A 23,139-nucleotide genomic window follows, 5' to 3' on the forward strand; every position below is an offset into this window, starting at 1 on the left:
CGATGGGAGTACGCAGCGCTGGGCAGCAGGCGCTGAGCGGAGCGGCAGACGACAAAAAGCCCCGCAGCGATTAGCAGCGGGGCTCTTGATGTTTGGGCGCGGGAGCAGGATTTAGACGATACCTCACTCCCGCGATCAGTCTCATGACATAGCCGCATCAATAGCCATCTCAGACTGGCAGGGCCGACGCTGTCGCGCCGACCCTTGCCTCAGAACTTGCCGATCAGGTTCACGAACCAGCCGCGCTCGTCGTAGCTGAGGTCGCCCAGGTCGTCGGAGAAGTCGGTGAAGTTGTAGCCGACCCCCAGCTTCACGTGGTCGCCGAAGTGGCGATAGACGCCGACCAGAGCGCCCAGGCGGCTGTCGTGGGCCTCCTTGATCGACAGCTCGCGCACCTCGACCAGCACGTCCCAGCGGCGGACGATCTGATAGTCGGCGCGGACGGCCCAGAAGACCGCCTCGCTGTCGAACCAGGGCGCGCTCTCGTCGCGAGAGGCGCGCAGTTCGCCCAGACGCCAGGCGACCTTGGCCCCCAGCGCCAGACGCGGCGTGACCTGATAGGTCCCGTCGATCGCGGCGATGTGGCTGCGCTGGGCGTAGTCCAGGGACTGACCCAAAGCGTCCACCTGAGCCGGCGACGGCAGGTCGGCCAGATAGGTGTACTTGGTCAGCAGGTTCAGCCGGTCGTTATCGACCGGACGATAGGCCCCGGCCAGCGCCAGCTCGTAGTAGTCGGCGTTCATCGCCATCGCCTGATCCGAGTTGGACAGCGAAATGTTGGCCTGGGCGAACAGGCGCAGCGACGGCGTGGCCTTGTAGGTGACCTGGTTGCGGGTGGCGACCGTGGTGCGTTCGCCGACCGTGTCGCCCTCGTCCTTGCGGTATTCCAGCGCCGAGGCCCAGCGCAGGCGGTCGCCGCCATAGTCGGCGGTGGCGCCGATGGCCATACGGTCAATGGCCTGACCCAGGGCGTCGGACAGCGAGCCGGTCTCGTAGCGCGCGCCGAAGGTCCAGGCCTCGATGGGGCTGAAGTCCACGCCATAGGCCTGGGTCCAGCCGGTCGGGCCGTCGCCGTGGTCATAGCGTTGCTCGGCGAAGACGTTGGTCTTTTCGCCCAGCTGCTGACGCGCCCCGCCGGTCAGGCGGCCCAGACGACCGCCGGTCATGGCGTCGGGATTCTCGCCGGCCAGGGCGTAGCCCAGGTAGAGGGTCCCGCGATCCGTCATGGCGAAGTCGGCGCGCACGTCGGCGCCGAAGCCCATGTCGCCGTCCGAGACCTCGCCCTTGAACTTGAGGCGATCGTGGACCTGATACTCGCCGCCGAGGCCGAAGCGGTCGTTGGATTCACGACCGCCGTCGTGGTCCAGCGTCGCCTGGGCGAAGGTCCAGACGGCCCAGGGCGCGTCGCGCTGCTCGACGTTGGGGGTCTCAGGGTTCGGGGTGTGGCGATAGCCGACCGAGACAGCCGCATCGGTCCGCGTGCCCTCGCTGGGCGGCGGCACGTACAGCGGGCTGTAGGGGGTGCGCTGGCCCTGCTGCTTGTCCGAACGGACACCGACCGAGCCGAACCAGCCCGCCGCCGTCTCGCGGCGCAGACCCACCTCGACCGCGTGACGCTCGGTCAGGCGGCCGTCGGTGACGTCGCCCTTGGCCTGCAGCCGCACCGTGTCGCTGAGCGCCAGGTCGAAGACGCCGCCGTACTGATCCAGGGTCTCGCCGAAGGTCAGCTCGCCGGGAGCCGAGAAGCCCGCCTCGCGCGTCTTCCAGTAGCCGCCGAAGCGCCCGTCGCGCTCCAGGCCCAGTTCGTCCAGCTGACCGGCGAAGGTCAGGCTGACGGCGTTGGCCTTGTCCGCCTCGGTCTGGACCCTGGTGAAGTCATAGCCGCCGGTGGACGACAGGAAGGCGCCGTCGCCCGGACCATCGGCCTGGGCGAACTCCAGCTTCACGAAGCTGTTGGGCGCGTGCTGATACAGGACGTCGGCGCCGAACAGGTCCTGCGAGGCCTGATCCTCGCCCTGATGATAGGCGCTGCCTGCCACGCGCAGACGGTCGCTCAGCCAGTGCTGCGCCCGGCCGCCCGTGGTGAAGGCGTCGGGCCGGGTCAGGCCCGGCGAGTACTCATAGGTGGCCACGACCCAGACCGGATTCCCGGCCAGCGACGACTGGGAGACGAAGCTGTTGGCGTCCGCCGTCATCGGCGGCGGGTTGCGCATCACGACCCGGCCCTGAAGGTAGTTCACCTCATAGTCGCGGGCGGCGATCAGCTCCTGACGTTCCAGCACCAGGCCGGAATCCTTGTCGCGGACTTCCAGGAAGACCCGCTCCGACCCCGGCGCGATGTCGCGGTTGCGGAAGAAGTAGACCGAGCCCCCGGTCGAGGCGAAGTCCTCGCGGCTGGCGATGGTGCCGGGGTCGGCGGCGAAGGCGTTGATCTCGGTGCGGCGTTCCCCGCTTGCGGTCACGTCGTCGCTGCGCCAGTCCAGATTGGCGCCGTAGAGGGTCCGCTGGTGACGGATCAGTTCGTTGCCGCCCAGATGGCTCTGGAACACGCCCCACAGGGCGTCGGTGTTCTCGTTCTCGGCCCGCAGATAGAAACGGCCATAGGTTGGAGCGTCCTCGACCGTGACCGAGTCGTCGCCATAGACCGGATAGTGCATTTCCGGGTCGATGCGGCGCAGCAGCGAGCGCGGGTCCTTCTCAAGGAAGCCGTCGAACAGGCTCTTCAACGGCTGCTCGCCGGTATCGGCCGAGGCCGTCAGACGCCAGTCGTTCTTCACCACGCCCTTGAAGTAGAAGGCCAGGCGGCCGTCCACGAAGTCGTCGCGGTGATCGCCCGCATCGCCCAGCAGCTCATGCTTGGCGGCGTCGAAGCTGCGGCTGCCCGCCGTGACGTCGGCGATGCCGACGAAGAAGCGGTCGGTGCGCGGCAGGACGATCTCGCGCACCAGATCGACCGGAGCCTGACCGGGCCGCGCGACCTGAACGGCGACGGCGGCGGTGTCGACGGGAACGATCTGCTGGACCAGGAAGCGGCCCGTGCGGTCGACCGGAACCGTGGTCCCGAAAGCGGTCACGCGCGTGGCGGGATCTTCGACCTCGCCGCTGAGGGTGACGGCGGCGCCCTTGACCGAGATGGCGTCGACGACGCGCATGTTCTCGAACAGGGGGCCAGCATGGATGTCCGGCTTGGTGACGTTGACCGCATGGGTCACGTCCAGCGTCAGCGCCGAGGTCTGGTCGTAGCGACCTTCGGCGTCATAGACGCGCAACACATAGCGATAGCGATGCTCGCCCGGCGCGTCGCGGTCGGTCGTCCACAAGACAGGCTCGCCGAAGCGCGCCGGGATGACCGTCAGGGGCGCTTCCTCGATGCTCTGGTCGGCGCGGAAGATGCGGACCTCGGCGCGATCGATGTAGGCCGTGTAGTTGCTGAGCGTGAAGAAGCGCACGCTGTCGCCGGCGCGGATCACCGGCTGGTCGGCGACGATGCTGAGCACCGGGCGCACGTCGAAGGCCGTGGCCTGAACCCGCACGTCGGCCCCGGCCAGGGCCAGGTCCTGACGCCGCTGGCGATCGGCGCGAAGGTCGTCATCCGCCCCTTCGCCAGCCCCTGCCCCGTCGACGCTGACGCGGAACGGACGGGCCGCCCCACGATCAGCAGCTTCCAAGTTGTTTCCGACGCCGCGGCGTTCGATCGCCGCGTCGTCCGCCACCGGACCGCAGGGGCGATCCGTGTCGCGACCGCAATGGACCGGATGGTCATTGGCGGCGGCGTCCTGGGCCTGAGCCCCGGTGGCGAGGGCGATGGCTGATCCGCCCATCAGCAGGGCGGTCAGCAGCTTGTTCGACGCGCGGATCATTGCACGCCTCCCTCATGAGGGGTGGACAGGACGACGGTCTCCTCTTCGACGACCAGTCGGTAGCGGCCGCGCTCATCGTTCCAGCGGTCCTGGAGACGACGACGGATCTGGGCGACGCGATCCTTGATCAGGTCCGCGCCTTCGCCTTGCGAGGCATAGGCCAGACGCAGGACCGAGGGACGCTCGGCCAGGGTCGCGATCAGGCCCTCGAACTGCTGTTCAAACTCCTCACGCAGAACCTCGCCGTCGAAGGCCGCGCCGTTCAGGTCCAGACGGACCACGCGGTGCAGGCCGGCGCCGAAGTTCAGGCGGGCGAACTTGCCGCGCGTCAGGCGCACCGTTTCCGGGTTGCCCGAGGTGACGCGGTAGCCCGTCGGCAGGGTCCGGTCGTCCAGCTTCACGATGAAGTTGGAGCCGCGGTCCTCGTTCGGGATCATCGGGCAGGTGATGTGATACCGGCCCTCGGCGTCCGTCGTGATCAGCAGACCCCGCGCGGTCGCCAGACGCACCCCGGGCAGGCCCGGTTCGCCGTCGTCCTGAACGCCGTTGCCGTTCCGGTCGTCGAACACCTTGCCCAGGATGTCGGTGCAGTCGAAGTCCGGGTCGGGGATCATCCGCACCGTGGCCTCGGCCAGGTTGGAGATGACCTGATCGACGATCGGGTTCACCGCAAAGGCGACGTTGGTGTGCTCGCCTTCGACCACGCCCGAACCGACCACCAGGATCAGTTCCACGCGCTTGGTCTCGCCCGCCGCGAAGGTCAGGTCGTTCCAGGTCAGTAGACGACCGTTCTGGATCGGCTCGACCGCCACGCCGTCGATGCGGGCGCTGCTCTCGCGATAGCGGAAGCCGGCGGGCAAGCGGTCCGTCAGGGTCAGGCCCGTCAGCGTCCCGGCCAGCGTATTGCGGGCCGTGATGACATAGGGGACCAGACCGCCGCGTACGACGTTGACCATCGGGGTCGTCTTGGTGACCTCGATCGCGCCCTCCAGGATCGGGTCCAGGGGGATGTTGTTGTTGACGACGTTGGCCGAGACCCCCGGCGTCAGGTTGAAGTTCAGCACATAGCCGGTCGTCATCACGCCCGTCAGGCAACCGTCAGCCGTGCCCAGCGGCGGCGGGCCGTTGCTGGTCGAGACCAGCATCGGGTCCGGCGTCGCATTGACCGTCAGCGGTCCCGCGCAGGGCGGAATGATCGTCGACGGCTGGTTCGGGTTGTAGGCGCCGTTCGGCGGCGTCACCGACAGGCTGTAGGCGCCGGCCGGGGCCGAGGCCATCAGCTGGAACTGGTACAGGCCCAGGGCGTCGGTGATCTGACGCACGTTCCCGGCTCCACCCAGCAGATGCAGGGCGGGATCGAAGCCGGCCGGTCCGGTGATCTGGACCGTCGCGCCCGGAACAGGCGTGCGGCGGACCGCATCATAGACGACGCCCCAGGGATCCAGCGGCAGGGATTGCTGCGGCACTGTCGCGCCGGGCTGCAGGGTGATGCCCGTCAGCTCACGGTTCTTCAGCGTCCCGCCGCCCGCGTTCGACGCCGAAACGACGCCGTCGACGAAGGCTGCACCGGTCTCGTTCGGACGCGCCCCGCCATAGACCGCATTGTTCTGCGGATGACGGAAGCGAACCGCATAGCCCGAGCCGGGCGCCACGCCGGTGAAGGCGTAGCCGCCGTCGGCGCCGGTCCGGACGGTGTCCATCAGGACGTCATTCAGGAACAGTTCAACCGTCCAGTCTCCCTGCGGGGTCTCGCCCGCGCCGCGTGCACGGTCGTGATCCGCATCCATCCACACCGAGCCCGAGATGGCGGCGTCCGCGCCACGCTCGCCGAACAGGTAGCCGGTCGCCTCGGCTGCAGGAGCCAGAACGATGCCGGAGATGGAGTCGCCGCCGTCCGACGCGCCGCCAGACGTGCCAGGGGTGTCGAGACCGTCGTCGTAGCCGTCCGGCTGGGTTTCCATGACCTCATAGGTCCCGCCCGGCAGGTCGGTGAAGCGATAGCTTCCATCCGGACCCGAAACGACCGTGCGGGTGACGGTTTCGCCGCGCGCGTCCGCACCCGTCAGCGTCAGGGCGACGCCGCCGATGACCGGCTCGTTCGCGTCATGGACGCCGTTGTTGTTGGTGTCGTTGTAGGTCAGGCCAGCCAGCGAGCCCGTCCGTTCGCCAAAATTGACGGTCGGAGGCGTCTGGTCGGGACGGATCGTCACCGGCACGCGGTTGGTCGGGTTTTCCGGTCCTTCGCCGTAACCCTCCGGCTGGATCTCCACGACGACATAGTCGCCGCCGCGGATGTCGCCGAAGCTGTAGGAGCCGTCCGGACCGGTCGTGGTCGTGGCCACCGGCTCGCCCGAGGGCTTGCGCAGTTCGACCACCACATTGGCCAGGGGACGATCCTCCGGCCCGTTCGAGCCGTCCAGGTTCACGTCCACATAGACCTTGCCGCCCAGACCCTGACCGCGCTCGCCGAAGGCGTAGTCGATCGCATCCACTCCAGCCGGCAGGGCAATGCCGTGGATACGGTCAGCGTTCGCCTCGACCGTTCCGCCGACCGAGCCAGCGCTGTCCAGACCGTCGGCGTAGCCTTCGGGCTGGGTTTCGACCAGTTGATAGTCGCCCGACAGAAGATCGTCGATGAACCACTCGCCCGTCGCATCCGTCGTCGCGGTGCGCGTGACCGGGTTTCCGGCCGCGTCCACGCCCGTCAGGGTGACGAGCACGCTTTCGATCCCGGCCTCGCCGGACTGGCGCACGCCGTCGTTGCTGGCGTCGACGAAGACGTGACCCGCCATGCTGCTGACCGTCTCGCCGAAGTCCACGACCTGGGCCACGCCCGGCGTCAGGTTGACCGTCACCTCATTGGGCGTCGAGGAGCCGTAGCCGTCCGGCTGGATCTCGCGGATCGTATAGTCGCCGCCGGGCAGGTCGACGAAGCTATAGGAGCCGTCAGGACCCGTCGTGGTCGTTGCGATGACCACGCCGCCCCTGACCAGTTCGATCGTCACGCCGGGAACCGGCGGTTCGCCGCCGCCATTCACGCCGTCGCGCTGCGGGTCCTTGTAAACCGTACCCGTGATAACCACGGCGCGTTCGCCGAAGACATAGTCCACGCCCTTCTGACCGGCGCCCAGATTGATCCCGGTGATGGCGTTGGCCGCCTGCGAGGCGTCAAACACTGTGTTAGGCGCCACGCCGCCGATGCTGCCCACGCCTTCACGGCCGTCGGCGAACTGGGTCGGCTGGCTTTCCGTCAGGGCGTAGGTCCCCTTCGGCAGGTCGTCGAACCGATAGGAGCCGTCCACGCCCGTGGTCACAGTGCAGGTCTGGGCCGGATCGAGAGCCGCGCGCCAGGCGCAGATGTCCTGGCCGTCGGCCGTCACGCCCGACAAGGTGACAATCACACCCGCCACGGCGGTCTCGGTCGCCTGACGCACGCCGTCGTCGTTGGCGTCGATGAAGACGCCGCCCGCCAGCGAACCCGGCAACTCGCCGAAGGCGTAGTTGGCGCCCAGGGCGCCGGTCGGCAGGACGATCCCGCTGATGACGTCGTTGCCGGCCAGGCCGCCGACGCTGCCGACTCCTTCCTGACCGTCGAAGAAGTTCGACAGTGGCGCCGTGTTCTGGGCCTGTTCAGTCAGGGTGTAGCCCGCTGCGTCCGATCCGGGCACGCCCAGGAAGATGAAGCCTCCCGTCGCGTCAGTGACAGCCGTGCAGTTCGCCAGGTCACAGATGTTCTGGCCGTTGGCGGTGACGCCCGACAGGGCCATGGTCACGCCGGGAATGCCTGCCTCGCCTGCATCGCGAACGCCGCTGGCGTTGCGGTCGACGTAGACATAGCCGCTGAGGCCCTGGCCCGTGCCGCCGAAGTCATAGTTGGAGGCGGTCGAACCAGCGGCGACGATGATATCGCTGATGCTGACGGCCGTCAGGCCGGGCGACGCCGCATTCGGCCCCGTCACCCCGTTCGACGCTCCGCCCAGCGCACCGACATAGGCGCCCGTGTGGGTCAGACCGGGCGCGGGCGTGATCGCCAGTTGATAGTCGCCGGGACGCAGCACCTGACAGACCGGCGAGGCGTCGGCTGCTTTCGGGAAGCTGTAGAGGCCCGTCGCCGTGGTGGTGACGGCGCAATCCACCACCTGGCCCAGGTCGTTGGTCCCGGTCAGGCGAACGATCGCCCCGGCCAGGCCGGTCGTTTCCGTCGGCGCGCGCGTCGCATCGGCGTTCGGATCCAGGAAGACCATCCCGCCCAGCGTCGAGGTCGGCAGCTCGCCGAAATTGCGCTCGGTCAGGTCAGCAGCCGGGGCGACCAGGCCGATGCCGAAGCCTTCCGGCGCCGGACGACCGCGCGAACCGGCGACGACAGCGCCGGCGCCGTTGGCGTCCAGACCGTCGGACGCGCCGTTCGGCTGAACCAGCTGGGTGACTGTATACTCCACCGCGCCCGAAGGCGGGATCGTATTGAAGACATAGCGGCCGCTGGCGTCGACCGCAGCGGTCAGGTTCAGCGCGCCGCCGGCATAGTCCGCGCCCGTCAGGCGGACGTGTGGCGTCGAGGCGAAGTCGGCAGGCGCAAAACCCGTCTCGCCCGTTTCGCGCGCGCCGTTGTTGTTCAGGTCACGATAGATGTAACCCGACACCCGCGCCGCGCCGATCTCCTGGAACAGATAGCCGGTCGCCGCCGTGACAGCCGGCAGGTTGATGTTCGAGATGGTGTTGGCTGCAGCCGCGCTGCCATAGGCGGCGTTGTTCACGTCGCCGCCGGCCGTGCCTGCGGTTTCATTGCGATCGAACACGCTGGCAGGCTGGGTCTCGACGACCTGATAGACGCCGGCAGGCAGACGATCGAAGACGAAGGCGCCGCCCGCGACCGTATCCGTGGTTCGAGCCGTGATCGCATTCCCGAACGCGTCCGTTCCGGTCAGGGTGAGGCGAACACCGGCCATGCCTTCGCCGCTGTCGATCACATCGTTCAGATTGTCGTCGCGATAGACCGTGCCGGCGATCGACGACTGGGCGACGCGGGTCGTCTCGGTCTTCGAGTTGTTGGCCGGGTTCGTGTCACGGCTGATCTCGACGCCGTCACCGTCACGTCCAGGCGCGATGCTGGCCGTATTGGTCAGGTCGGCGTTCAGCGCGCCAGCGTACGGGTAGGCCGCTTTGGCGAACAGGGTCAGGGTCACAGCATCGCCGTTGCCGGGGAAGACGCCGTCCAGCACGCACAGGATGGCGCCGGTTCCCGAGCAGTTCATCGCCGAGACGGAGGCGCCGCCGCTCACGGTGAAGGTCTCACCGCCCACACGGGCCCAGCCGGTCGGCAGTTGGTCGGTGACGCGCACCTGGGTCGTCGGCGAGACGCCGTTGTTGCGCACCACGATCCGGTACTCGACAGGCTGGTTGATCTGCACCGGCGAAGGGGTGACGCGGGTCTTGCTGACCACCTCCAGGTCCGTCGCCGGCAAGACGGTGGTCGTCTGGACCGCCGTATTGTTGGCCAGCTGGCTGTCAGCCTGACTGACCGTGGTGTTGTCCTGTTCCAGCGACACGATCTCGGCGCCGTTGGAGAAGGTCATCGATCCAGTCGGCGCCGGCCCCGTCACCGCCATATACAGACGGAAGATCACCTGACGACGGTCGTCCAGATAGTTCAGGGCGGGATCGCTCCCGTGCAAACGGCATTCGATATTGGCGCCGACCGTCACGCAGGTCGGAGCCGGGGGCGTGTAGAGGGTCAGGCCGCTGTTGGCGCCGACCGGGTTCACCTCGAACCGCGAAAGGCTCATCGTATAGCCGGCGGGCGGAGCGGGAATGTCGGTAATGACGATATTGCCGGCGCGCGACGGGCCGAAGTTGGACGCGCGCAGATCATAGACCAGCTCCGAACCAAACGGCATCGGGTCGAAGGCGGCGCTGGGCTCCTGCTTGGTGATCGCCAGATCCATGACGGGCGCTGACACGTCGTGCGTCAGAACCACGCTGTTGTTGCCGGCGTTCGACTCGGTCGTCGTCGTCGTCACCGAGGCTGTGTTGACGTGGCTGATCGGGAAGCCCGACGTGGCCCCGCCGAACGGGAATCGCGCCCTCACCTGCTGGCTGATCTGATAGGTCTGACCGCGGTTGATCGTCCCCATGTTGCAGACGATCTCGCCGGTCGTGTCGGTCTTGACGCAGGACGCGCCGCTCTTGGTCGTCGTCGGCGCACCGACCAGTTCAAACCGGGCCGGATCAATGACGTCCGTCACCACCACGCCGGCGGCCGGGTTCGGTCCCAGGCCGCGTACGCTGATGTTGTAGGTTGCGACCACCCCGACCTGCGCCGGGTTCGGCGCGATGGACTTGGCGTTCAGCGTGATGTCGGTGATCGGCGCGATGTCATAGCTGGCCGTCGACTGGTTGTTCGCCAGATTGATCTCGGTCGTGTCAGGCGAGGCGACGCGGGCGACGTTGTTGAACAGGCCGCTCTCAACCGGCCGGCTGATGCGAACCACGGCGGTTTCGCTATCGCCCGCGGCCAGGTCGGTCACAGTCCAGCTGATGCGGCCGTTCGACGCCGTATAGGCGGGCGCGCCCTGCGTGGCGGACTCCACGCCGAAACCGGTGACGAAGCCGCCGCCGTTGATGAAGTTGGGCAGGTCGTCGGTCACGACCACAGTGCGGGCTGGGTCGCCGCTCAGGTTGCGAACCGTAAAGCGGACATAGAAGGCGCCGTCGCCGACAGCGACCGGCAGGGCCGGCGTCTGCACCCAGGGTCCGGCGACGTTGAGGCTGACTTCCTTGACGATCTCCAGGTCAGCGGCGTTCGGCGTCGAGCGCGTGCCGGCCGTGGCGCAGTCGTTGCCGGCGTTGATGTCGGCAGGCGTGGCCGCCGAACCCCCGGTCACGCCCGTGCAGGCGCGATTGGTCAGGTCCAGGTCAATGCCGGTTCCAGCCAGGGTCTTCAGCGACAGCACGGCGCTCGCGCCGACCACCAGCGAACCTGGCCCGGACAGCTCACAGGTGATCTGCAGCCCGGACTGCGAACAGCTCCAGGGCGCGCCTGCGGAGACATAGGTCTCATCCGTCGTCACCGTGTCCACGATCCGCAGCGGATGAGCGGCATCATAGTTGAGGATGGACGGTCCGTTGTTGCGGACCGTAATGGTGCTGGTCATGACCTCGCCGGCGGCGACGGGGTTCGGCGCCTTGGTCTTGCCGATGCTCAGGTCCGAGCTCGGCACGGCGATGCGATAGCTGGCGCTGGCCGTGTCATTGCTCGGCGTGGGGTCCGTGACGCCGGCCGGCGGCGTGACCTTGGCCGTATTGACGACAGACCCGCTGGTCGCGGCGATAGCCGTTACGGGAATGACAAAATTCTGGCTCTGTCCGACAGACAGGCTGCCCGCGGCGCACGTGACCGTCTGGCCCACGGCCGAACACCCGGCCGGCAGGACGCCGATCGTGAACTCGGGCGCGATCTCATCAACAATGAGCGCACCGGACACGGTCAAAGGTCCAGTGTTGAGAATGGTCAGGGTGATGTTGGCGCTGTCGCCCTGGATGATGGTCGGCGGCATGGATTTCTGCGCCGCCAGATCCGCCCCCGGCTCGATCGTCGTCACCACGGGCGCAGCGGTGTTGTTATCCGGGTCCGGATCGAGAACCATCGGACTGGTCAGGCCGACAAAGGCGTTGTTGGTGATGGTGCCGCCGCTGGCGAGAACCCGCCCCGCCACCGTGACCGGCGGCAAGGCGCCGACCACGCTCGGCCCATTATAGTTACAAACCACCACCCCGCCGGAATGGGCGCAGCTCCACTGGCTGCCGCTGGCCGAGGCGAATTGGAAATCGCTCGCCGCAGGCAGATTGTCGGTCAGACGAATGGCGCCGGTCGCGTCGGGACCGGCGTTCATGACGTTCAGCGTATAGGTCAGGAGCCCGCCGCCGGGGATGGAGTTGTCTGGCTCCCCGTCATCCTTGATCACCGACAAGTCGGCGCCGGCCTGAACAGCAGGAGCGACCTGCAGAGCGTTATTGGCCGGGTTGCTGTCGACATTGGTCGGACTGGAAATCGTCGCCGTCGTGTTGCGCGATCCCGTCGCCACGGCGTCGGCGGTGTAGCCGAAGCTGAAGTCGCCGGCCGTCAGGGCCGGCAGGGCGCACGTCAGCGCCTGGCTGCCCGCCGCTCCTGACAGGGTGCAATAGGCAGGGAAGGCGCCCGGCTGAACTGAAAAGTGCGAGGGAACCGCGACGGTCACCACGGCGTCATTGACCGAACCCGGACCGTTGTTGGTCACACGAATGGTGAAGCTCGTCTGCGCCCCGTTCGCCACCGGGTCAGGCGACCAGGTGTAGTCCGAGACCTGCAGGTCGGCCGCCGCCGCGACGCCCGCCGCGCCGACGATCGCCAGGGGCGCCATGATCTGCGCCATGCGCAGCGCCACGCGCTTGAATGAGTTCAGCAGTTTCAACACGTCTCGAGCCTCCCTTTCGACGAAGGTCCGGGAGCACTCAGACGTCCTGCAGGTTCACGCGGGCCCCATGGGAACCCGGCTTGCGGACAGGCTTTCGCTTGCCCCGCCTTGCTGACGCACATCGCCCCCGACAGGTCGAATGAAGGCGTCCATTAGCCGCGAGGGAAGCTTATAGCTACGCTCAGATTGTAACTAAGTATATGATTTTACTCGTATTTACATTCAAAAATCAATGACGCTTCACTATTGGCGACGCCTCGTCGCATCGCTCATTCTGCCAGTCCCGAGAAGAGCCCATGATCATGGCCGCCCCCGCCATCGCGGCGCTGAAGCCCTGGCCCCTGATCAGGTCGAAAGGCAGGAAGGCGGCTATCTGAGCGCCGCCTATACGGAACAGCGCAGCGAATACGGCCTGCCCGGCCACAGCCACGGATACGAGTCCTGCCAGCCGCACGCCTCGAGCCTGCACTGCGCCGGCCACGACCAGCCGGGGCCTATTGGCGGCTGGCGAGCGACCTGCAGCAAGCCCTGGAGGGCGACACTGGCGAAGATCTACGCGCCGAACTGCACCAGTTGATCGACAGTGTGGACTTGATCCCGTTGGAACGCCTGGGCAAGTTCCAGCTGGAGGTTCACGGCAGCCTGGCGGCGCAGCAGGCGCTGGGTGGAGCGGCAGACGACAAAAAGCCCCGCGGCGAGTGGCAGCGGGGCTTTTGATGTTTGGGTGCGGGAGCCCGCACCGCTCACCATAGCATCATCGGCACGATGGATATTCCCGCCTAGTCGCGACGCACAACTGAGACATTACATTCGCCACACCTAGGCGTCACATCGCGGGCCGTCCTCCGTGGTCGTGAAGCTGATGCTCAACTTGTGAACATCGAGTCCGACAAAGACCGTGCCCATCCCTTTCTCCTCGACGCTGCTGAAGGCTGCAGCACCCAGCGCCAGACCGGACGAGTGAAAGGACATACGGACTTAGGCGTCGAGCTCATAGATTAACGGCACAGAAAATAAATCTGCTTCGTACGAGTCCGCTCGCCAGCCTCAGAGCTGACGAGCGGTAGCCTAATTCAAACGATCATTCTTACAAAATCACCCTAGGCTAACAAATAATCACTCCACGGCGCTTCTAGACGATCAATTGAAGTCGGCACTTGGAAACCATCCATTGCGGATACCGCCTCTGGATTCCCGAACATCATATTGGCAACGCTGCCGCTAGGATTTGAAAGCGCCAGCGCATCCTCAACCGTCATCCAGATTTCGTCTTCGACAAAATACAGAGCCTCCACACCCATCAGGGTATCTACCCCCTCGCCACCCGCCAAATCAGAAATCCGGATTGAACCATCTTCGTTCAGCGAGAAACTGAAATTCGAGGACAGGCCATAATAGTTGGCTTGATCATAGCCCTCGCCGCCATAGAGGAAATCATCACCACCTCTGCCAATCAGCGTATCATCTCCCCCCAACCCGTAGAGATGGTCCGAGTTGGATGTCCCCCCGATCCATGCATCGGCCCCGCCGGTCCCGTAATCGCCCACCAGCGATGACAGAGCGCGCCATTGCTGGCTTCCCGAGAAGTACACGGCCTCCATGTCAACCAGCGTATCGGTTCCCTCAACACCGGTCGTATCTGTGACGATCACAGCCCCGTCTGAACGTCGAACGAAGGTAAAATCGCTGAGATTGCCCTGATAGTTCGCCTGATCTGTACCCAGTCCGCCATCCAGAAGGTCATCGCCAGCGCTGCTAACCAAAGTGTCATTGCCCGCCAAGCCGAAGATCGAGTCAGCCCCGCCAGTGCCTGTAAGCCAAGCGTCAGCCCCCTCGGTTCCATACGCAGCAACGAGGGAGGACATGTTACGCCACGCCTGGCTGCCCGAAAAATAGGCAGCTTCAACGCTGAAGAGCGTATCGACACCTTCGGCGCCAGTACTGTCCGTCACGATCACCGCACCGTCTGACCGACGCGCGAACACAAAATTCTCGATGTTCCCGGCGTAGTTCGCCTGATCAAATCCTGCCCCGCCATCAAGAACATCATTTCCAGCGCGGCCAACCATGACATCATCGCCCGCAAGGCCGTAAATTCGATCATTGCCGCCGCCCCCCACGAGGCTGGCGTCGTCAGCCTCGGTTCCAAATAGCCCAACAAGCTCAGAGAGACTGACGAGCCTCTGTTCGCCATTAAAGTAGAGCGCCTCTACGTTGACCAGCGTGTCGACCCCTTCCGATCCGCTGACCGATGCAACGGTTACGGAGCCATCAGAATTACGAGTGGCGGTATAGTCACCGGAACTTCCCGAGTAGACGGCGACATCTGTCCCCTCCCCTCCATCGATGAAGTCATCCCCAGCGCCCCCACCAAGGCTGTCGTTGCCAGCAAGGCCGTAGAGGAAATCATTCCTGGCAGTGCCTTCCAACCAGGCGTCCGACAGGTTCGAGCCGTAGTCGGCAACGAGGTCGTGAAGATTGTAGACATCGCTGGCGCCCGAAAATTGAACCTTCTCAATATCAGACACGGTCATTGTGCCTGACGTGACAAGGTTCCGAATGACTACGCCGCCATCCGCCATACGACGAAACTCATAGTCCGCCGACCCGCCTGCAAGAATAATGAGATCCGAGCCAGCTCGACCATCCAGCCAGTCATGACCGCCGGATTCAACAAAGACTTGATCGCCTTCATCCCCCATGAGCCAGTCGTCAGCTTCTGAACCCGTCATAGGTTCGTCGGCAGCATCGCGCTCCGCCTCGTCCTCAAGGATCCTGTCTTCCATCTGTTCCCAGGTCCAGACGGTTCCGTCAGCGAAGCGAAGCTCCTCAATGCCATCGCCAGCAAACTGCCGGCGAATGGTAAGGACAAGCCCGCCCTCTCCCTCCACCTGCACGATGATATCTTCTGGGTCGTCCGGGCCTCTCTCTAAGATGACGTTGTTCGGCAAAATCCGTGCGCCGAACTCAACAACGTCGAAGCCTCCTGCATCGGAAATGACGTCATTCCCATCACCAAGGTTGACACGATAGACATCATTGCCCGCCCCACCGGAAAGCAGGTCGTCTCCAACTCCGCCCTCCAGGACGCCGCCGCCGTCATCAGTACCAACCTCATCATCACCGCTGGTGTCTCGGACAACATCGCTAAGGGCCTCCCTCAGCAGCACAGCCCCGTCGGCAAACACAAACCTGTCTACGCCATATAGCGGAGGCTCGCCGTCCTCGGTGAGCGATACGTAGAATCCACGAACAAGGACACTGCTGCCGTCGCTTGTTGTGACTAGCAGATCGTCCCCATGATTGACCCGCAGGAATGTGACATCCGAACGGAGATGGTGCTCAAAGCGGACGGTATCCATTTCGAACTCAGGAGCGAGATCAATCCCCGCTCTGCCCCCCCGCTCGATGACCACATCGTTCCCGAAGTCGGCACCGAAGACGTAATTATCCTCGCCAAACTCCCCAGCAAGCACATCGTCGCCGAGGCCGCCGACCAGGTTCTCATCGTTGTAGCCGGCACCGACAATGACATCGTTCCCAGACGAACTCTCGAGAAAACGATCAGAAAGCGAAATGGCCGTGTAAACAACGCCCCCGATATCGAATTTCAGATCGAAGGCACCAAGATCAATATCGATCCTGTCCCGCGTCCCTTTGATCATGACTTGATAAATTACCTTATCCTCGCCCTCAACAAATTGCCGCCGGAACAGCAGATCATCGAGCTCCAGACCATCCTGGATGGAAACAACAAGCGACTGAATGCCGTTCCCCTCTACAAATTTATCTACCCCGTACCCTCGACCAAAGACGACTGTGTCATTCCCGCCTTGACCATAAATAAGGTCATCACCGGCCCCGGGATCAAAGCTGTTGTCAAACGCATCGCCTCCCAGGAAGTCATTGCCGGACGTACCTCCAGATTCCATCGCTCGCGCGTTGAGATCATCCTTGCCCCAAACAATGCCGTCAGCAAAAGTTACCTGTACCCTATCCGCCTCATAAGAATAACCCCAATCAGAACTATCACCCCAGTTCGCAAGTGTCAGCGATCCGAAATTACTAGAAATAATCAGACTTACGGTACCGTCGCTCGACAGCTCCTGACGCACCGCTACATGTGATGGGTTAAGATCATCAAGATAAATATGATAATCACCCCCAGAAGAGGATATCATATCATCGCCGAATTCACCCTCAAAGCGCGCCACAACTAGGGAGCCGCCACGGAACTCATCGTTACCGGAACTAGAATTTACGACGACATCGACGTTAGGTAAATCAACGATATCGTCCCCTGACGTCAACTGAGACGCTAAAATCAGGCTCGCAATTTCGGACGATGAATACGAACGATCACCGAACACAAAGTTCTCGACTTGAGAAATATCCTCCACCTCAAGGACATCCTCGGAGCCATTCAGCGCGAACCGTACCTTTCGGGCCCAAACCAGTTCCATGCTGAAATCAGCAATACCGAGCCCGTCACCGAAGCGGATCGTATCCGCGTCTCTCGTCCAATCTTCTTCAACGACAACGACACCATCGCCGCGGCCAAACAAATAGGTGTCGCTTCCACTCCCACCTGACAATACGTCGCGCCCACCACCACCAGACAGCGTGTCCGAGCCAGCGCCGCCAAAGACAACGTCGTCGCCCGAGGCGCCAGAAAGCACGTCGGCGCCCCCACCCCCAACAACGATTCCGCCAGTCTCAGGCGCTACGCGAAGTTTCTGGGAAATATAGTCCCAAGTCCACGTCCCGCCCTCTGCAAAACTGACACCGTCAAAGGATCTATAATACGGCCTTTGACCCCAAGAATTAGAAATCGATCCAAAGAAGTCTTCCAGGACTATACGATCAGCCCCATGAACGAAGACGATATTCCGACCTTCAACCATAACACTAGTCGCCGCAGCCATAACGCCTTGACCGAACTCAATGGTCCGCCCATCGCCATAGAAATCGCGCACAGTGTCATGGCCATCGCCACTAGCGAACTGGACGGCCACCGACTCTCCTCGCGCGGCAACGAGGACGTCGTTACCTAGACCGCCGCGCAGATCATTATGTCCATAACCTATTGAAGAGATAAAATCCGCACCATCTGTTCCAGCCTGTTCAAGAACAGCGGAAACAACGAACCTGTCATCAACGGACGATCCATCGGCGAACTTCAGCACGAGGGGCGAAGCGCCGGACCAGTGGTTGAAATACCCCTCAAATGTTAGCGAATCTGACGTATTGGCTATAGAAATTACTAGATCAGATCCGTCACGGACGTAGGAAAGATCGGATTTGGAAATCGCCCCCTTGAACTGAACGGTCTCGGCTCCGACTAAGACGTCATTTCCTGATCCAACACCAAACCCATAGATGTTATCCCGCGCAGCGTAGAACTTGTCGTTGCCGCTCCCAAGATCAAATTCCCGTCGGACAAACCCAACGCCATATCGAACATCATCACCAGATGTGCCAACCAACAATGAATTGAGAATTTGATCCTGAGTTAATACCAATCCATCAGCAAATTTGTAGCTTTCCACACGACTTGAATATTGAAAATTTCGCTCAGCTGTAAACGCTTCGTAGATCTGCAGTTCATCTCCCGTCGCGCTCAACCTCACCCGCAGCGAGGGACTGCCGTCCGCTATCCACTCAACATCGGCAAGGGACACCCCTGCGCCAAACTCAATCGTATCCTGGCCGCCCAGGTCGCTAACAATGTCCTTCCCTGAGCCTATACCGAAAACATAGACGTCGTCGCCAGCTCCGCCTTCAAGAACGTCCGCGCCGGCGCCGCCATCCAACCTGTCGTTTCCGTTCGTCCCGTACAGAATATCATCCCCGGGTGTTCCTCCAGCTGGAACAATTAGACCCTCGAACTGCAGCGCTCCGAGCTCCGTCCCGTCAGAGAATACGAATTTTTCGACGCGGGCATTAACGCTAGAGAAATGACCATGGACGGTCAGCGTATCTGATGTGCCCTTGATTTGTATAATTAGGTCTTGCCCGCTCCAACCGCCGACACTCACATGAAGATCGTCAACGCTGACACCTTCCCCAAACCGAACAACGTCAACACCGGAACTCTCTACGACAACGTCTTTCCCGTACCCCCTGGCAAACACATAAGTATCGTCGCCCTCTTCGCCCATGAGGCGATCATTTCCGGCGCCGCCATCCAAAATATCGTCAAGCTCTGTTCCCGACAAAGCGTCATCGCCAGCCGATGCACGCCGCAACAGCGCGTCAATCCCGGCAGAATCCAAAACGACCCCATCGGCGAATTTGAACGTCTCAATACGTCCATCGTTGAAGAAATTTTTGATGCTGAGCTTGTCGCTTGTCCCCGTGAGGCGAACAATCAAATCTGCCCCTTCACGACTAAGCCGCAGGGCATCCGGTGTCACACCGGACTTGAATATGACGGTGTCCATACCGCCAGTATCCTGAATGCGATCCTGACCTGACCCGACGCCAAACTGATAGGCGTGGCCGGCGCCATCCCCCCAGATCTCATCGTTTCCGCCAAGACCATCGATGCCGGCGGGACTATCGTTAGCAATCAGGAAGTCACGACCCGTCGTCGGCGTGAGGCGTCCGATAATATCTTTGGCCGTCATCAATGACCCGTCAGAGAAACGAATTTCTGCAAGCCCAGACTGGGGATTGAGGAAATAGTCTCTCAAGATGATATTGCTACCCGAACCGTTCGGATCGATCACTCGGACGCGAAGATCGCTGCTTCCTACCTTTGAAAAAGCAAGATCCCCAGCCCTTACGTCATCGAGGAAGACAAATATGCTGGCCTCAGTGTTAGGTTGGACAAAATTGTTGTTAGTTTCGGTAGCACCGGACCCACGATCAACCACGACGTCCGAACCGCTAGAACGCGTAAACAAGTAGACATCTCGGCCCGCCTTGCCTTCCAGGAGATCGTTTCCTGCGCCACCAAAAAGAACATCAACGCCATTAGAGCTTGGGTTGGACTGGCGGCCCACCAGAGTATCGCTCCCCGCGCCTCCAATCAGAAGGAGTTCTCGAATTTCGGCCCCATCGTAGCTAAAGAGGGTCGAGTAGAGGACGCCAAGCTCTTGGCGCCCGAAGGCGCCGTCCAGCGCGACGGAAAGCGTCGCGGGATCGATTCCAAGCGCTGGTTTCAGATGGTCAAGAAACTGCGCAGCCGTTAGCCAGTAGGCGTATTTTTCACCTTCAGCCTGCGGCGCCTTCGCTTCGAGGGACGATATCCAGGAAGCCAGGTTAGACTCCGGGGATACTGACAGCGAGGTCCCCGCCAGCAAGAGTAGGTCCGGCAACAGGGCCTGCCCCGTCGACGTCTGGGCGAGGAGCTTCAGCCCCATTTCCTTCATCATGCCGGCCCATGCGTCGGCCAGCAGCCCCCCGGCCATAGGGGCAGGGCTAGTGCGATTGCCCCCCTGAAGGAAGTCTTGGCCATAATAGTTTTCTAGGGCCTTTAGGATGCGAGCGTCGACGTACTGCCCTCGACTGTCCACTTTCACGTCGGCGGCGCCGAGCCATTCAAATGCAATGGCCTGAACACGCGGCATCACCTCTCCCAAACGCTCAGGCGGCAGGGAGGCGAGTTCCGCCAGCAAAGCCGCCAGCTTTGGATTCAGTGCGGAAGACGAATGCAGATCAAGTACCCGACCTGACCCAGACAGATTGGGCAAAATCTGAATATCTTCAGGCACCGCCACCTCTTCCAGTGGACGGGTCGCGGATGGATCATACCGGAACCAGACATCGGCTACGGTGCCGACTTCGCCGCTCGTCCAGGTAAATGTGCCTCGATCTGTAATACGGTTTCCAGCGAGGACCTCGTCTACCCCCTCTCCAGTGACCGAAATATTGGCTATTCCAATCTCAGCGAGCCCGAAAAACTCGCCCTCGGAGCTTTGGCCGTCACCATTGAAATCACGCCAGACGCGAAGTTCAGAATATACAGCATCTGAAGCATCAATACGGCCGTCTCCATTGTCGTCATGAAGAGCGAGTTCGGCGAATCCGCTCTGCCCCTCAATACTCTCTAACCCTTCGGCCGGGACAGTCTGGTTATAGCCAAACAACTCGTTGGCTCCATCAACGCGCCCATTGCCATTGCGATCAAGAGCAAGAATGCCGTCATCACTGGAGACCCAAGCCGTCCACTCGGCCATGCCCGCGCGGTCAACATCGAAATAGGCCCCCGAGTTCTCCAACGCGATGAGTTCTATCCCGTCCCCATCCAGATCGAGCACAAGAGGGTCCCCATAGCGGCCCGCCTCATCAAGAGGAGATCCTCCACCTGGACCGGTCGGCGGCGGGCCCTCCGGCTTTTTACGCTCGCGCAACGTGATGCCGAGGTCGCCATCCTCGAAGTTTTGTACCGTGAATTTGCGGGTGCCTGAGGTAATGATCAGGGTGTCGCCCTGCAATTCGAAGGTTCTTCCGCCAGCCCCCTCATAGGGGCCGTCGCTCCCTTCGTCACGCGTAGCCCTGCCTGAAATATAGGTGTCCTTAGACGTCGCAAGTCTGTCGATCTTGGTGGCGTCAGTAATGATATCTCCGTGGCCGACGATAAAGAGGTCCGCACCATCGCCCCCCGTAAGAGTATCGACCTCGCCATCGTCACCGCCAACGAGCGTCTGGTTACCGCTGCCGCCCGTGATGAAGTCGGCGCCTGTACCACCGTAGACGGTCGAGCCGGCTGCCGCGGAATGAAGGAGGTCGTCTCCGCCGCCGAGATGGATCTCTGCGTTTTTCACGTCATGGATGACGTCGTCGTCCCCATCCCCAAGCCTGATGATCTCGAAGTTCTTGAACCGAATTTCAGAGCCGACGAGGAGACCATTTAGTAGGTCTACGCCATCGCCCAAGCTCCTCAGATCGAGCGTATCCTTTGGTCCCACGCCATCGTTCTTTGCATCGATGGTAAGGCTTTCTCCGGTCCCGAGAACGGCACCGGCTAGGACTAGCGTGTCCGCACCCTCGGAGAGTTCCACGCCTTCGACATCAAAAAGAAAATCAGTATCGTTCGTGCTGCTGTTGGAGATCACAAACCCTGGCGAGGGGGTGTTGAAGAAGGAAAGGCCCAGAAAATTCGTGCCGCTGAGATAGGAGTAGTAGGCAAAGTCTTCCCCATCGCCGCCGTAGAATGTATCGGTACCGCTTCCACCGATGAAAATGTCGTCTCCGTCCTGCCCCCAAAAAGCATTGTCACCTGTACTGCCAATGAACTTATCTTGATGCTGTGAACCGTAGACACGTTCAATGCTGTAAAGAAGGTCGCCTTGGGCATCACCGAACTTCCCTTCCCCTGTCACGAGGTTGACGGTCACGCCTTCTTCTGAATCGTCGTAGCGAGCTACGTCAGTACCCTCATCACCGAAGAGAAAGTCTGCGCCTTTCCCTCCGGACAGTTGGTCGTCGCCGTCCCCGCCGTACAGAAAATCGTCGAGGTCGCCCGCCTTGATCGTATCGGCTCCTTCACCACCGATCAGAAGATCGCGTGAGGCATTCTCGCCATGACGGTTGCTGGTATCTATTTCGTCAGGCGATGACGTTCCCACGATCGCGATGTCGATCGTCTCGCCGGAAGTGTAGGAGTAGCCGACAGACTCGATACGGGTATCGCTGCCGAGGGTCGCTGCGTGGTAGGAAACTCGCTGCTTATCTGCCATCCCTAGCTGAACAGCGACAGCGTTGGTAACTCGGACCGTTTGTCCCATATAGTCGAAGTCGTGGGCTTCTGGGCCGAAAAGACCTGGAGTATTGTCATCCAGCGGATTATTGTTGTGACTTGGATCTAACCACAGGGTGTTGCCCCATCCGACCATGTGGACAATCTCGTGCATAATCACCAAGCTGAGGTCGTCTGCGAACACGTCCCCATTTTTGTTGATCCCCCTCACCGTTGCGATCAGATCGAGATTGAGGGCGATGTACCGATCTGCGGAGTGGGGGCTCATCTGCCCCGGCTTGTCAGCACTTTCCCCAAACCTAAGAAGTCCCCCGCCCTGGACCCAACTTTCTAGCATTGATCGCGCTATAGACGAGCCGTTGTAGAGGGTGGTGATCGCGTCCCAGATCGCATCGACATCTTCGAGGTTGTCGAACTCGGAGATTGGCGCGCCTGAGTGAAGCGCCCAAGTGCTGCCCGGCCCATAGAAACGCACGGCATTCAACACGGTTTGCAGAGACATCGCACCATCCTAAGTAGATCTGGGTAATTATTTAGCCAACGCGCTCGCTACATCAACGACGATAGGTCCCGTTTTAGTGATGTTGATGGCCCGACAATATGCATCGGGATCATCTTTTTCGACCGACATGCAAAATACATTGCCGTCCACAGTGTAATGCCCCTCGACTGTTGCATAGCCGACTTGGACATACCGCCCCGTCGGATAAAAGACTGGTCGCCGTGCATCCACCGCGCCCTCGAGTTCCCGAAGGTTGCCGTCAATCAGGAGGCGGGTAACTTCATCCTCGGTAGCCCCGCGAACGGCGTCCGAAATCGGCCAGAACTGCGGCGAACGCGTTTCCTCCGCCTCTCCGCATCCCGCGCTGCCAGAGACCGAAAGACATGCGATGGCGACCGCCTGAGATAGTTTCATATTCTTCGCTCGGTGAATTCGGTCGCTGACAAATGACGACCAAGGTCGCTGTTAGCCACGCACGCAGACGCCAAAGGCGATGCATCGAGGGCTCCATTATGGACGCTGTGCGCACCACTCCCCTCAACCCATTTCGCGATGATTTCAACATCACTAACTATCATCACGTCCCTCACTCAAACACAGGTTCGTTGGTTGAGCACGACG

The 23,139-nt window shown here is 62.3% G+C and carries 5 protein-coding genes; 1 reads left to right on the forward strand and 4 read right to left on the reverse strand.

The window, feature by feature from the left end:
• Nucleotides 1-209 precede the first annotated feature (209 nt).
• A complete protein-coding gene (locus tag IFE19_RS15380; protein WP_207823798.1) occupies nt 210-3,860 on the reverse strand; it encodes a hypothetical protein in 3,651 nt (1,216 codons plus the stop codon).
• Nucleotides 3,857-12,310, reverse strand: a complete 8,454-nt coding sequence (locus tag IFE19_RS15385; protein WP_207823801.1) for an SdrD B-like domain-containing protein — start codon at nt 12,308-12,310, stop codon at nt 3,857-3,859. The genes IFE19_RS15380 and IFE19_RS15385 overlap by 4 nt, the downstream gene beginning before the upstream one ends.
• A gap of 232 nt (nt 12,311-12,542) precedes the next feature.
• Between IFE19_RS15385 and IFE19_RS15390 the strand changes: the two genes are divergently transcribed.
• On the forward strand, nt 12,543-12,887 hold the full coding sequence (locus tag IFE19_RS15390; protein WP_207823803.1) for a hypothetical protein: 345 nt from the start codon (nt 12,543-12,545) through the stop codon (nt 12,885-12,887).
• A gap of 523 nt (nt 12,888-13,410) precedes the next feature.
• Here the strand turns inward: IFE19_RS15390 and IFE19_RS15395 are convergent.
• Both IFE19_RS15395 and IFE19_RS15400 read right to left on the reverse strand, forming a co-directional pair.
• Nucleotides 13,411-22,518: a calcium-binding protein gene (locus IFE19_RS15395; RefSeq protein WP_207823805.1), complete on the reverse strand. Its 9,108-nt coding sequence runs from the start codon at nt 22,516-22,518 to the stop codon at nt 13,411-13,413.
• A 27-nt stretch (nt 22,519-22,545) separates the two neighbouring features.
• Nucleotides 22,546-22,932: a hypothetical protein gene (locus IFE19_RS15400; protein ID WP_207823807.1), complete on the reverse strand. Its 387-nt coding sequence runs from the start codon at nt 22,930-22,932 to the stop codon at nt 22,546-22,548.
• Nucleotides 22,933-23,139 lie beyond the last annotated feature (207 nt).

The organism is Brevundimonas pondensis (assembly GCF_017487345.1).
Taxonomy (GTDB): domain Bacteria; phylum Pseudomonadota; class Alphaproteobacteria; order Caulobacterales; family Caulobacteraceae; genus Brevundimonas; species Brevundimonas pondensis.

Bases quoted from the DNA above. Each gene is read 5' to 3' on its own strand.
- IFE19_RS15380 (WP_207823798.1), bottom strand. From the start codon at position 3,860: ATGATCCGCGCGTCGAACAAGCTGCTGACCGCCCTGCTGATGGGCGGA.
- IFE19_RS15390 (WP_207823803.1), top strand. From the start codon at position 12,543: ATGACGCTTCACTATTGGCGACGCCTCGTCGCATCGCTCATTCTGCCA.
- IFE19_RS15395 (WP_207823805.1), bottom strand. From the start codon at position 22,518: ATGTCTCTGCAAACCGTGTTGAATGCCGTGCGTTTCTATGGGCCGGGC.
- IFE19_RS15400 (WP_207823807.1), bottom strand. From the start codon at position 22,932: ATGAAACTATCTCAGGCGGTCGCCATCGCATGTCTTTCGGTCTCTGGC.